The following is a 12,579-nucleotide window of genomic DNA, read 5'->3' on the forward strand; positions in this document are numbered from 1 at the left end:
GGGTGGGGTATCAGCCCTACGGAGAGGAGGCGCGGAGCGAGGTGCGGCCGACGCCGGCGGCGGAGTCGAAGAGCTTCCTGTCGGAGCGCTACGACGAGGCCGCGGCGCTGATGTACCTCAATGCGCGCTATTATGATCCGCGTATCGCCCGCTTCATCCAGCCCGATTTGCTCGATCCCGATGTCCCGGGGGTCGGGATCAATCGCTATGCCTATGCCGGCAATGAGCCGATAAACTATAAGGATCCGAGCGGAACACAATTGGTGGACGTTAGTCCAGGCGATTTGATTGGGAGTTTCATTGCCGCGGCTCTTGTGGCCGCTGATTACGGATTGGACGTTGGATGGGATGGTGAGTTCGACGGAAAAGGTGGCTTTGGATTTGCGTACGCTACGTACTCTCTGCTTGATGAGCTAAGTCAGACGCAGCCAGAAACTCTCTCTACAGACGCAACTCTACAAGATGAGGTAAACACCACCTTCTCAAAGCGGGATTCAGGGACGCCGAGAGGGAATCGAAGGCAGAATCGCCAATTCTCTGATGCTCTCCAAGAGGTTGGGCGGGCCATTGGCCGGCGTTTAACAAAAAAAGAAGCGCGCCAGCTTCACGATGTGATATCAGGTCAAAATTATGGATACGATGATATAGTTGAGGAGGGGGAATCTATGTTCGGTGATAATAAACTAGAAGACGATATAAGATCTGACGAAAGCGACGAAGAATCAGGCGATGAATAGGTTCTGTAATGGTCGATACCTTGTTAACGCGCGCTCAGGAGAGAATAAATAAGATCCTTGGGAAGGAGGCATGGGGGGTATCGATTGGGCATGGAACTTTCGTTACTATGGAGTTCGGGAAAGAAATTCCTGGGAGGCGTCCGCATGGTGAGTGGCATATATGGATCCGTGACGCTGCGTGGCGACTTGATAAAGGCGAGAAGACCTTGGAAGGATCCAACTCCATTTTCGATCGCAAAAATATACAACTTTTGAACGGAAAAATAATAACGAAGTGGTGCTTTCACCAAGGTGGGAAATTTATGGTGTTGAATTTTTCAAGCGAATATCGAATGAGCGTGTTCTCAGATTCAAAAGATGATGAATTTTTAACTTTATTCTATCCAGGGGGGATTTTTTCGTTCTTCGCCGATGGTCATATAGAAAATATCGACAATTTTGAATAAATTATTAGGTGTGTACTGAATTTACATTTTCTTACCTGGCGGTAATGACCATTTCCCTGAGGTTTAGTAATGGAGCTTAGATAAATTAGATTGCGTCGCCGGCTGCGCGGACATAGGCGTACAGAGTTGGCTTTGAGATCCCCATCATCGCGCAGATCTTGGCCATGGTGAGCTTTCTCTCTCGGTAAAGCTGCACCGCAACTGCTTGCTTGTCCGCCTCGAGCGCGCTCGGACGGCCGCCAAGGCGCCCGCGAACTCTTGCGGCTGCGAGCCCCGCTTGTGTTCGCTCCCGAATGAGATTGCGCTCGAACGCGGCGAGCACACCGAACAGATGAAACGTGAGCCTGCCCGTCGAGGTCGCGGTGTCGATCCGCTCCGCGAGGCTCTCCAACGCGACCCCGTGCTCTTCGAGATAGAGTACCCAGCCGATGAGATCCTGCAGCGAGCGGCCGAGCCGCCACACCACCAGTGTGTCGCCGGCGCGCAGCAGCTCCTTCGCTTTCTCGAGCCCGGGCCGGGCCGCCACCGTGCCGCTCGCCTTGTCGACGAGGATCGTCTCGCACCCCGTCTTCTGGAGCGCGTCACGCTGCAGATCGAGATTTTGCTCGACGGAGGAGACCCGGGCGTAACGATCTTCATGGGCGTCACCTTCGACGACGTCAGACAACCCGCCGATGCCAGGGAATGATTAACGTTGATTTCCTGACTGTGTAGTTTGCCAAGGTACGGCGCTAAATCGCGCTCCGCCATCGCGCAGGCGGGACCGGCAAGAAACCGGCCGTTTGTTTCCCTCTCATCATCGGAGGAATCCGTTCCTGAGTAGTGTGCCGGGCGTCAATGCCTGGATGGCCCTGCCGGCGCAGATTTACATCTGGGCAGACTGTCAGGAGTTTGGGGGGCATCTCGCGTACGTCAGAGGAAAAATCCTCGTCCGTCGCGCTTGTATCGTCGTGATGACCGGCCTTGCCGTCTTCTGGCCGGAGTGAGATTACAGCGACACTAGTGAGTATCGCTCAGATCAAACGCTGATTGACCCGCTTCGACAGCGCCTCGGCGCTCTCGACGCGCTCCGAATATCGGTCCGTAAGGTAGACCGAACGGCTGCGGGTCAGGACGGTGAACTTGAAGAGCTCCTCCATCACGTCGACGATCCGGTTATAGTAGGGCGAGGCTCGCATCCGGCCCGCCTCGTCGAACTCGTTGAACGCCTTGGCGACGGAGGACTGGTTCGGGATCGTCACCATGCGCATCCAGCGGCCGAGGATGCGCATCTGGTTGACGGCGTTGAAGCTCTGGGAGCCGCCGCAGACCTGCATCACCGCGAGCGTCTTGCCCTGGGTGGGCCGGATCCCGCCCAGGGACAGCGGCAGCCAGTCGATCTGCGCCTTCATCAGCCCGGTCATCGCCCCGTGCCGTTCCGGCGAGGACCAGACCATTCCTTCCGACCACATGGCGAGCTCGCGCAGCTCCAGGACCTTCGGGTGGTCGGGCTCCTCGGCGTCGGGGAGCGGCAGCCCGCGCGGGTCGAACGTGCGCGTCTCGGCGCCGAACCAGCGGAGCAGCCGCCCCGCCTCCTCGGCGGCGAAGCGCGAGAAGGAGCGCTCCCGCAGCGAGCCGTAGAGGAGGAGGATGCGGGGCGGATGGGCCGGCGCCCCGTCGCCCGCGAGGCTGGCGATGTCGATCGGCTGAAGCGCCTCCGGGTCGATGTTCGGCAGATCGTCGATCGGCACGGCGTGGTCCGTCATGCGCCGGCCGGGAAGTGGTGGCGCGTGCGGTTGGCGAAGGCGACGAGCGACAGCATCACCGGCACCTCGACGAGGACACCGACGACCGTCGCGAGGGCCGCACCCGAGGAGAGGCCGAACAGGCTGATCGCGACCGCGACCGCGAGCTCGAAGAAGTTCGAGGTGCCGATCAGGGCGCAGGGAGCGGCGACGTTGAACGGCACCCGCCAGGCCCAGGCCGCGGCATAGGCGATGGCGAAGATGCCGTAGGACTGGATGAGGAGCGGTATGGCGATCAGCGCGATCAGCACAGGCTGCTCCAAGATCACCTGACCCTGAAAGCCGAAGAGGAGCACCACGGTGGCGAGGAGGCCGATCACCGAGAACGGCTTGACCGCGGCCGTGAAGCGCGCGACGGCGGCCTCCGGATCGCCGCGCCCCCTCGCCAGCCAGCGCCGTGTCAGCGCCCCGGCGGCGAGCGGGATTAGGATGTAGAGGCCGACCGAGAGGAGCAGCGTTTCCCACGGCACCGACAGGTCCGTCACGCCGAGGAGCAGCGCCACGATGGGGGCAAAGGCGAAGATCATGATGATGTCGTTCACCGACACCTGCACCAGCGTGTAGGTGGCATCGCCGCGGGTGAGCTGCGACCAGACGAACACCATCGCCGTGCACGGTGCCGCGCCGAGCAGGATGAGACCAGCGATATATTGCTGCGCGTCGGACGGAGCGATCCAGTCTGCGAACAGGACTTCGAAGAAGAGGACGGCGAGGCCGGCCATGGTGAAGGGTTTTATCAGCCAGTTGACGATGATCGTCAGCACGAGCCCCTTCGGCCGGTCGCCGATATGGGAGAGGCTGGCGAAGTCGACCGCCACCATCATCGGGTAGACCATCGCCCAGATCAGCACCGCGACGACGAGGTTGACTGACGCGACCTCGAATCCGGCGAGGGTATGGAACAGGCCGGGCAGCGTATTGCCGAGGATCAGCCCTGCGGCGATCGCCAGCGCGACCCAGATGGAGAGCCACTTCTCGAAGATGCCGATGCCGCCGGGCGCCTCGCCGAGCGCCGAGGCCGTCGTCTCTGAGACGCTCATCGGGCAGCCTCCGTCGGCGTGATGCGATGCCCGTCAGCATCGACGACCGGCTCGCCGTCTTCCTTCGTAAAGGCGCCGCGCTGCGGTCTCGGCAAGATGTCGAGCACCGTTTCCGATGGCCGGCAGAGTCGCGTGCCGATCTCGGTCTCCACGATCGGTCGGTTGATAAGGATCGGATGCTTAAGCATCAGATCAATCAGTGCGTCGTCGGAGAAGTTGGGCTCGTCGAGCCCGAGGGCATCGTACGGTGTCCCCTTGCGGCGCAGGAGATCGCGCACGGGAATGCCCATCGCGCCGATCAGTGCCACCAGCCGATCCCTGCTCGGCGGCGTCTTGAGATACTCGATGATCTCGGGCTCCTCGCCGCTATTGCGGATCAGCGCGAGGACGTTGCGGGACGTCCCGCAGGCGGGGTTGTGATAGATCGTGGTGGTCATGCCGTCTCTCTGCGCGCGGGGATCTCGGTGAGATCGCACGCCGTCATGTCGCCCCCGCAACAGTTGCGGGTGAGGAATCCGATGAGGTCGTTCATGGTGGCGAAGCTGGCGCTGTAGATCAGCGAGCGGCTTTCGCGTCGCACGGCGACGAGGCCTGCGTTCTTCAGTTCCTTCAGGTGGAAGGACAGCGTCGCCGAGGGGAGGCCGAGGGCCTCACCGATCGAACCGACGGCCCGTCCCTCCGCGCCGGCCTCGACGAGCAGGCGGAAGATCGCGAGCCGCGTCTCTTGAGCGAGGGCGGACAAAGCCACTAGAGCTTCATTATTCTCCATATCTCGATAAATATGGAGATATGGAGAATGTCAAGCGATCCTCAACAGCGCAGCTCAGTCGGTCGGCGGGCTCATCGGCTTGTTGTCGATCGCCTCCCCGGCCACCTCCTCGAAATCGACGTGCTCGAAGTAGGGCACCAGACCGTAGGTGAAGAGGTATCCGCCCACCGGATTCATACCGCGCACATATTCCTGGACGAACTCAGCCATCCCGGGGACGAGGTTCTCGTGCTGGTTCTTCAGATAGATGAAGAGCGGTCGCGCGAGCGGGTACTCCATCCTTGAGATTGTCAGGAAGTCGGGCGCGACGCCGTTGATCGTCGCGGCGCGGAGCGTCGCTTCGTGCTCGAACAGATAGCCGTAGCCGATGATGCCGAGCGTGTGCGGGTCCTTCTCAATGTCGGCGACGATCGCCTCATCATCCTCGCCGGCTTCGATATAGGCGCCGTCCGTCCGGATCTCGGAGCAGACCTTGGTCCATTCAGCAGGGTCTGTCGCTTGGAGCGACGCCAGAGCCGCGTATTGGTTGCAGCCGCGGTGAAGCGCGAGTTCCACGAACGAGTCCCGCGTGCCTGAAGACGGGGGCGGACCGATGACGCGGATCGGCACGTTCGGCAGCTCCGGGCGGATGTCCGACCACGATCTGTAGGGATTGTCTGAGACTTGGCCATCGACGGGAACCCGTGCGGCGAGCGCCGAATAAAGGTCCTTCAGCGTGAGCGCGAATTCGTCAGGCGAGAAGCGCGAGACGGCGATGGTGAGACCGTCGTACCCTATCGGGAACTGGCTGATCGGCCAGACGCCGTTGGCGCGGCAGAGCTCCCATTCCGCCCGCGTCATGGGGCGCGATGCTCCGGTGATGTCCGGAGTGTCGATGCCGCTCCCGCCGCAGAATAGCTTGAAGCCGCCGCCCGTTCCGGTCGATTCGATCTCCGGTCTCGGGAAGCGGCCGTCGGCGGCAAGGTTGTCTGCAACCACGTTGGTGTAGGGGAACACCGTCGACGATCCCACGATATGCAGGCGGTCGCGGGTCTCGGCGGCAGCGGCGGTCGTGAGGGCGCAGATCGCCACGAGCGCAGGTGCAAGGCGTTGCACGATGCGGTCCATGAGCTCCTCCCAGAGAGCTGTGAGGTCGGTCAGGCGCCGTCGGGCGCGACGACCATCGTTCGTTGAAGTTGTCCGGCAAACACGAAGCTCAGCGCCGACATCAGGGCGGCGGTGGCAAGGCACAGGGTGAGGCCGCCGAGCTGGTAGCTGACGCCCGACAAGAGCGTCCCGACAAGGCGCCCGGCGGCGTTCGACATGTAGTAGAAGCCCACGTCCATCGTGACCCGGGACGCCTTGGTGAAGGCAAGGATCAGGTAGGAGTGGAGCGAGGAGTTCAGCGCGAAGACGACGCCGAAGAGGAGGAGGCCGACCACCAGCGTCGCGGTGAGCCAGGTCTGTGGGTCGGGGGCATTGCCGACCCATGCGGCCGCGGCGAGCGCGGCCGGGATCAGCGTCAGGACCCCCACCCAGGTGCGGGCGAGGCCGACGATCTCGGAAAGGCCGCGCTCGCGGGCCTTCAGAAGGCGCGGCGCTGCGGCCTGGATGAAGCCGTAGCCAATGATCCAGACCGCCATGAAGGTGCCGACCTGAAAGAAGGCAGCGCGGTTGCCGTCGACGGTGCCGTCCGATAGGACGCTGTAGAAGTAGATCGGGATGCCGACGACGAACCACGTGTCGCGCGCGCCGAACAGGAAGAGCCGCGCGGCCGACAGCCGGTTGACGTTGGGATCCTTGGAGAAGACCTCGCGGAACTTTGCGTCCTTGCGCCCGGCCGGCAGGCCAGAGGGCATGAAGAGGGCGACCGCAGGGAGGATGATTGCGAGCGCTACCCCCATCGCGAAGACCGCCCCGGTGAAGCCGACGATGGCGAGGAGCGCCGCGCCAAGGAGAAAGCCGACGCCCTTCACCGCGTTTTTGGAGCCGGTCAGGACGGCGACCCAGCGGAACAGCGCGCCCTTCTCCTCGGCGGGGGCGAGAATTTTCACCGCGCTCTTCGAACTCATCTTCGCGAGATCCTTGGCGACCCCAGACGCTCCCTGCACCGCCATCACGAAGGCGACCGAGACGGCCACCTGCCAGGTCGGATCGAGTTGTGTGAGGGCGGCGAGCGCCAGGATCTGCAGCGCGAGGCCAGCATAGAGCGTCGAGGTGAGGCCGAACCGGGCGGCGATCCAGCCGGCCGACAGGTTCGTCACGATCCCCATGAACTCGTAGAGCAGAAAGAGGTACGCGAGCTGGATCGGCGAGAAGCCGAGCGTGTGGAAGTGGAGGAGGACGAGCATCCGAAGCGCCCCGTCCGTCAGCATGAAGGCCCAGTAGGCGGCCGTGACAGCGATGTAGGCGGCAAGCCCCTCGCGCTTCTCGGTGGCGAGCGTCGTCATCCGAGATCCCCTGCCATCATGCGGGCGACGTCGGCGAGCCGCCAAGCGTAGCCGAACTCATTGTCGTACCAGGCGTAGACCTTCACCTGGGTGCCGTTCACGACCATGGTTGACGGCCCGTCGACGATCGACGAGCGCGTGTCATTGAGGAAATCGGACGAGACCAGTGGTCGATCCTCGAAACCGAGGATCCCCTTCAGCGGCCCGTCAGCCCAGCGGCGGAAGAAGCCGTTCACCTCCTCGGCCGAAGTCTCCCGCGTCATCTCGAATACGCAGTCGGTGAGCGAGGCGTTGAGGAGCGGCACGCGCACGGCGTGGCCGTTGAGCCGGCCTTTCAGCTCCGGATAGATCAGCGTGATCGCGGTCGCCGAGCCGGTCGTGGTGGGGATGAGGTTGAGGAGTGCGGAGCGAGCGCGCCGCGGGTCCTTGGCCGGCCGGTCCACCATCGTCTGCGTGTTGGTGACGTCGTGGATCGTGGTGATCGAGCCGTGCTCGATGCCGATCTCCTCGTGCAGCACCTTCACGACCGGCGCGAGGCAATTGGTCGTGCAGCTCGCCGCCGTCACCAGGCGATGCTCTCCTGGATCGTAGAGGTCGTGATTGACGCCGTAGACGAGGTTGAGTGCACCCCCATCCTTCACCGGCGCCGAGACCAGGACCTTCCGGGCGCCCGCCGCGAAATAGGGCTCCACCTTGGCGCCGGTCTTGAAGACACCCGTGCAGTCGATGACGAGATCGACGCCGAGTTCGGCGAGCGGCAGCTCCTCGATCCGGCGCGCCTGGGTGAAGCGTATGCGCCGGCCCGCGACTACGAGGGCGTCCGGCTCGTGACCGAACTCGGTACGCCACCGCCCGTGCACGCTGTCGAACTCCAGAAGCATTGCATGCTGGGCCGGATCGCCGGCAGGATCGTTGAGAAGCACGATATCGCCGGCGACCCCGTCCTCGATGAGCGAGCGCAGGACGAGCTTGCCGATGCGGCCGAGCCCGTTGATCGCGATCCGCCCCATCGTCAGGCTCCCTTGCCGGAGACGCGGGCCGCGCCGATGGCGTCGAGCTCGTTCTGCAGGGACAGGGCGTCGAGAGTCTCGACCGGCAGCGCCATGAAGCGCTCCAGCCGCTCGGCGATCGCAACGTAGGCGGCGGCGAACGCGGCAGCGCGGTCATTGCCCAGGGTGGCGCTGGGTCGGGCGATTCCCCAATGTGCCGTGAGCGGGAGACCCGGCAAGGGTGGGCAATCCTCGTTCGCGGCCTGGTCGCAGACGGTGATGACGTAGTCCATGACGGGCGCGCCGGGCAGCTGGAAGTTGGCGACGGCCTTCGGCTTCAGCCCGACCGTGTCGTGGCCGTGCGCCGTGAGGACCGACACCGCCTCCGGGTTGAGTCGCCGGTTCGGCTTCGTCCCCGCCGAGTAGGCGCGGAACCGACCGTTGCCGTCGCTATTAAGGATCGCCTCGGCGAACTGCGAGCGCGCCGAGTTGCCCGAGCACACGAAGAGGACGTTGCGCGCGCCGACATCGCGGTGCGCCGCCAGCCGTTGCAACGAGCGAGCGGCGAGCGGCTCGCACAGCTCCGGCCGGCCACGACAGCAGTCGTTCACCAGGAAGTCGACCAGGGCGCCGACCCGCTTCAGGTCGATACCGTAGTAGACGGATCGCCCTTCGCGCCACGTCGTGAGGATCCCCGCCCGGGTAAGTGTCGTGACATAGACCGACAAGGTGTTCGGCTTGAGATCGAGCGCCTCGGCGATCTCGCTGGGCCGCACGCCATGCGGGGCGCGCCGGGCGAGCAGCCGGAAGACGGCGAGGCGGCCGGGGTGGCCGAGGGCGGTGAGCGCTTCTGCGTCGATTTCGTTATCCATAATTCATGGATGCACGAATTTCCGATGTCGACAAGTGACATTTCTGCGACGGCAGACTGCCGCTAACCGAAGTGCAGTGCGGAACTTTCCATAGATCCGTAAGCCGGCTACCTTGTGGTTGTAGTATGTATCAAGAGTGCAACGAGGGTGACCGGGGAACAGCTCAAAGCTTGGCGCAAGGAACTTGGCTGGAGCCAGGGAGAGCTGGCCGATCGGCTTGGGCTCAAGCGGCGCATCGTTCAATACTATGAACACGGGAAACGAAACGGAAAGTCCGTTGCGATCCCGAAGGCCGTCAGCCTCGCATGTTACAGCCTGACCTGCGGACTTGCGGATTTTGACGGGAAACTAACTGACCTGCCTATGCAGCCGGTCGAAGCCGAATTGGTGCGATGAATCAAGCGGTTGATGCCGGGAGTAACACCTGCCTGGGTTCATTTGAACTACGCGTCTACGTCAGCTGATTACGGCTTGATAGCCGCGTCGCCGTTTCTGTCGCCCGAGCTCGAGAAGCGCGTCGACGGCACGTCCTGCGGATGGATAGAGGTCGCTGCGCAGCCGACCGCTGACGCCAATACGTCCCCATTCGCGCACGAACACCCATTCACCAAACAGCGTTCTCTGGATGGACAGTGCGTAGAACCGCTGCTTGTTGCTCGCCGGATCGATGCAGCGCAGATGCAGATAGGTCGGAAAGAGGTCGAGCTGCATTAGGCGGGCTCCCGCAATCCGACAGGCTTCTGAAGCCGGGAGATGGTCGAGGCGGATACGCCCATGTCGCGGGCGATCTCCCGGCAGCTGTCGCCCGTGGCCAAGCGATCCAATGCCTTTGCTCGTTGATGGTCGGTCAGCTTCGGTTTTGGGCCGAACCGCACTCCGCGTTCGCGTGCGACCCGTCTTCCGTCAGCGGCTCGTTCGACGATGCGACCGCGCTCGTCTTCCGCCAATGCGGATAGGAACGCGAGGAAGCCCCGCCCTATCGGTGTGGTGAGATCAAGGTGAGGTTTGTCCAGCACCTTGATGGCGGCGCCACGTTCGGCGATCCGCTGCATGATGTTGATACCGTCCATCATCGAACGCGTCGCCCGGTCCCATTCGGCGACGATCAGGATGTCGCCGGTCCCGAGTGCGTCGATGGCGCGCTCGAGCTGCGGGCGGTTCTTTACCGCCTTCCCGGATGCCTTTTCCCGAAAGATCGTATCGCAGCCGGCGGACCGGAGCGCTCCGATCTGACGATCGAGGTTCTGGGAGGGGGTCGAGACTCTGGCGTATCCAATCAGCATCCCTGACAGGATGCCGAAACGCCCCTCAACCTGCAACGAGAATATGCAACACACCCACACCGCAGAAAGGCTCATCTTTTGGGCCTGTTGCATAAGTCGTGAATTATGCGACACATTGTGAAACAGTTTACATCAGGAGTATTTCAACTGAACCGCTACTTCATGGACGAAGGGATCCGCGGCCGAGCCAATCCGGAAGCTTTATTTAGCAGCAACATTTGTGGCTATCCATACCGTAACGCCTAGATAATTGATGAGGGGGCCAACAGTTTATGCGATCGGTTAGTTTCCATGTCGGTGTCGCGGTGATGATGACAGTCAGCTGTTCTTGTCTGGCCTGGGCGCAAGACGGCGGCTTTCACGGGAGTTCCCATTTCGAGATGCTGCCCAGAGACTCGAGCTATGTGGCGGCCGAAGCCAGAATCCCGCCGGAACTACAGCCATTTCTTGGACTTTTCGGCTGTAAGCCTCCGGCGGAGGCCGCCTTGCGGGTGGTGAGCGTCGCGGCGGAGAACTGTGCGTATGGACAGGCATACGCACAGGGCGTTCGAGCGGTTGGAGGTGGTCGAGAGGGGCCGCCGGCGTCGCTGGAGCGATGATGAGAAGCTGAAGATCGTGCTGGAGAGCATGGAGGGTCCGCGTCTGGTCTCGGCGACGGCCCGGCGGCACGGGATCTCGCGCTCGCAGCTGGTGACGTGGAGGCGTGCGTTCCGGGTGGAGCCGCCCCGATCTGAGAAGACGCCGACGTTCGTGCCTGCCATCATCGAGCCGGAACCGCATCCGCCCGAGGCGCGAGAGATAGAGCCGCGGCCTGAAACCCCGGTGACGGCCTCGCGGATGGAGATCGTTCTCGCCTGCGGCCGGCGGATCGTCGTCGGCGCCGACGTGGACGGCGAGGCGCTGGCCCGCGTGGTCGCCGTTCTGGAACGGCGATGATCCCGGTTCCGAGTGGCGTGAGGGTGTGGCTCGCGACCGGCCACACGGACATGCGCAAGGGATTCCCCGGCCTGTCGCTGATGGTCCAGGAGGTGCTGCGGCGCGACCCGCTGAGCGGCCATCTGTTCTGCTTCCGCGGGCGCCGGGGCGACCTTCTGAAGGTGATCTGGCACGACGGCCAGGGGGCGTGTCTCTTCACGAAGCGGCTGGAGCGGGGCCGCTTCCTGTGGCCCTCGCCGGCCGATGGCGCGGTGACGATCACGCCTGCGCAGCTCGGCTATCTGCTCGAAGGGATCGACTGGCGTCACCCGCAAGAGACCTGGCGTCCGACGTCGGTCGGGTGATGTTTTGCCTTGGCGCGCCCCGGCGATCGTGATTCGCTCAAGGTGTGAACAGCGCCGCCGATTCGCTCCCCGACGACCTTGCCAGCGCCCACGCGATGATCCGCGCGGAGCGGGCACGCCGCCTTGCCGCGGAAGCGGCGCAGTCGGACGTGACCGCCCTGGTCGCCCATCTCAAGCTCCAGATCGAGAAGCTGAGGCGCGAGCTCTACGGCAGCCGCTCCGAGCGCAAGGCTCGGCTTCTGGAGCAGATGGAGCTGCAGCTGGAGGATCTCGAGACGACGGCCAGCGAAGATGAGCTGGTGGCCGAGACCGCGGCAACGCAGACAGGATCGGCCCCGGCGTTCACGCGCAAGCGGCCCGCGCGCAAACCCTTCCCGGCCCATCTGCCGCGCGAGCGTGTCGTGATCGCCGCGCCGGAGAGCTGCCCGTGCTGCGGCTCGACCCGGCTGTCGAAGCTCGGCGAGGACATCACCGAGACGCTGGAGGTGATCCCCCGTCGCTGGAAGGTGATCCAGACGGTGCGCGAGCGGTTCGCCTGCCGTCAGTGCGAGCGGATCACGCAGCCGCCCGCACCGTTCCACGTGACGCCGCGCGGCTTTGCCGGACCGCACCTTCTGGCGACGATCCTGTTCGAAAAGTTCGGGCAGCATTTGCCGCTGAACCGGCAGAGCGAGCGCTATGGCCGCGAGGGGATCGACCTGTCGGTCTCGACCCTCGCCGACCAGGTCGGTGCCGCGACGGTCGCCCTCGCACCGCTCCATGCCCTGATCGAGGCGCATGTTCTGGCCGCCGAGCGCCTTCACGGCGACGACACCACGGTGCCGATCCTCGCCAGAGGCAAGACGATCACCGGCCACATCTGGGCTTACGTCCGCGACGACCGGCCGTTCGGCGGGAGGGCGCCTCCAGCCGCGCTCTACTATGCTTCGCGCGATCGGCGGCAGGAGCAC

17 protein-coding genes are annotated in these 12,579 nt (G+C 63.6%); 6 read left to right on the plus strand and 11 right to left on the minus strand.

The annotated features are described in order from the left end of the window. Both L1787_RS13400 and L1787_RS13405 read left to right on the plus strand, forming a co-directional pair. Positions 1–737 (plus strand): RHS repeat-associated core domain-containing protein (locus L1787_RS13400; RefSeq protein ID WP_235709355.1); only part of this gene is annotated, 737 nt, incomplete at its 5' end. A gap of 8 nt (positions 738–745) precedes the next feature. Next, a complete protein-coding gene (locus L1787_RS13405) occupies positions 746–1,183 on the plus strand; it encodes a hypothetical protein (RefSeq protein ID WP_235709356.1) in 438 nt (145 codons plus the stop codon). An 85-nt stretch (positions 1,184–1,268) separates the two neighbouring features. On the opposite strand, the gene L1787_RS13410 is transcribed toward L1787_RS13405, so the two are convergent. The 9 genes from L1787_RS13410 to L1787_RS13450 form a co-directional block, all read right to left on the minus strand. Continuing rightward, positions 1,269–1,850, minus strand: coding sequence for a recombinase family protein (locus L1787_RS13410; protein ID WP_235709357.1), 582 nt, complete (start codon positions 1,848–1,850; stop codon positions 1,269–1,271). Between the two features lie 346 nt (positions 1,851–2,196). Next, positions 2,197–2,928, minus strand: coding sequence for an arsenical resistance protein ArsH (arsH, locus tag L1787_RS13415; protein ID WP_235709358.1), 732 nt, complete (start codon positions 2,926–2,928; stop codon positions 2,197–2,199). Next, positions 2,925–4,007, minus strand: coding sequence for an ACR3 family arsenite efflux transporter (arsB, locus tag L1787_RS13420; protein WP_235709359.1), 1,083 nt, complete (start codon positions 4,005–4,007; stop codon positions 2,925–2,927). Before arsB ends, arsH begins: the two co-directional genes overlap by 4 nt. Further along, complete coding sequence (arsC, locus tag L1787_RS13425) at positions 4,004–4,444, minus strand: arsenate reductase (glutaredoxin) (RefSeq protein ID WP_235709360.1); 441 nt, start codon at positions 4,442–4,444, stop codon at positions 4,004–4,006. Before arsC ends, arsB begins: the two co-directional genes overlap by 4 nt. Next, positions 4,441–4,755, minus strand: a complete 315-nt coding sequence (locus tag L1787_RS13430) for an ArsR/SmtB family transcription factor (protein ID WP_235709361.1) — start codon at positions 4,753–4,755, stop codon at positions 4,441–4,443. The genes arsC and L1787_RS13430 overlap by 4 nt, the downstream gene beginning before the upstream one ends. 75 nt (positions 4,756–4,830) lie before the next feature. Further along, entirely contained in the window at positions 4,831–5,883 is a 1,053-nt protein-coding gene (locus tag L1787_RS13435; protein WP_235709362.1) for a substrate-binding domain-containing protein, read from the minus strand. Positions 5,884–5,912: 29 nt separating this feature from the next. Next, entirely contained in the window at positions 5,913–7,205 is a 1,293-nt protein-coding gene (arsJ, locus tag L1787_RS13440) for an organoarsenical effux MFS transporter ArsJ (protein WP_235709363.1), read from the minus strand. Beyond that, entirely contained in the window at positions 7,202–8,215 is a 1,014-nt protein-coding gene (locus tag L1787_RS13445) for an ArsJ-associated glyceraldehyde-3-phosphate dehydrogenase (RefSeq protein WP_235709364.1), read from the minus strand. The genes arsJ and L1787_RS13445 overlap by 4 nt, the downstream gene beginning before the upstream one ends. Positions 8,216–8,217: 2 nt before the next feature. Then, positions 8,218–9,066, minus strand: coding sequence for an arsenate reductase/protein-tyrosine-phosphatase family protein (locus L1787_RS13450; protein ID WP_235709365.1), 849 nt, complete (start codon positions 9,064–9,066; stop codon positions 8,218–8,220). Between the two features lie 147 nt (positions 9,067–9,213). Between L1787_RS13450 and L1787_RS13455 the strand changes: the two genes are divergently transcribed. Beyond that, complete coding sequence (locus L1787_RS13455; RefSeq protein ID WP_235709366.1) at positions 9,214–9,462, plus strand: helix-turn-helix domain-containing protein; 249 nt, start codon at positions 9,214–9,216, stop codon at positions 9,460–9,462. A gap of 60 nt (positions 9,463–9,522) precedes the next feature. Here L1787_RS13455 and L1787_RS13460 read toward each other — a convergent pair whose 3' ends face one another. Together L1787_RS13460 and L1787_RS13465 are read right to left on the minus strand one after the other, a co-directional pair. Then, positions 9,523–9,777 (minus strand): WGR domain-containing protein, encoded by a 255-nt coding sequence (locus tag L1787_RS13460; protein ID WP_235709367.1) that lies wholly within the window; start codon positions 9,775–9,777, stop codon positions 9,523–9,525. Further along, positions 9,777–10,424 (minus strand): recombinase family protein, encoded by a 648-nt coding sequence (locus L1787_RS13465; protein WP_235709368.1) that lies wholly within the window; start codon positions 10,422–10,424, stop codon positions 9,777–9,779. Before L1787_RS13465 ends, L1787_RS13460 begins: the two co-directional genes overlap by 1 nt. A gap of 447 nt (positions 10,425–10,871) precedes the next feature. Between L1787_RS13465 and tnpA the strand changes: the two genes are divergently transcribed. The 3 genes from tnpA to tnpC form a co-directional block, all read left to right on the plus strand. Beyond that, positions 10,872–11,285: an IS66-like element accessory protein TnpA gene (gene tnpA, locus L1787_RS13470; protein ID WP_235708054.1), complete on the plus strand. Its 414-nt coding sequence runs from the start codon at positions 10,872–10,874 to the stop codon at positions 11,283–11,285. After that, positions 11,282–11,629 (plus strand): IS66 family insertion sequence element accessory protein TnpB, encoded by a 348-nt coding sequence (gene tnpB, locus L1787_RS13475; RefSeq protein ID WP_235708053.1) that lies wholly within the window; start codon positions 11,282–11,284, stop codon positions 11,627–11,629. Before tnpA ends, tnpB begins: the two co-directional genes overlap by 4 nt. Positions 11,630–11,724: 95 nt before the next feature. Then, positions 11,725–12,579 (plus strand): IS66 family transposase (tnpC, locus tag L1787_RS13480; RefSeq protein ID WP_235708126.1); only part of this gene is annotated, 855 nt, incomplete at its 3' end.

The sequence above is a fragment of the Acuticoccus kalidii genome, assembly GCF_021556395.1.
In the GTDB taxonomy this organism is placed as follows: Bacteria; Pseudomonadota; Alphaproteobacteria; order Rhizobiales; family Amorphaceae; genus Acuticoccus; species Acuticoccus kalidii.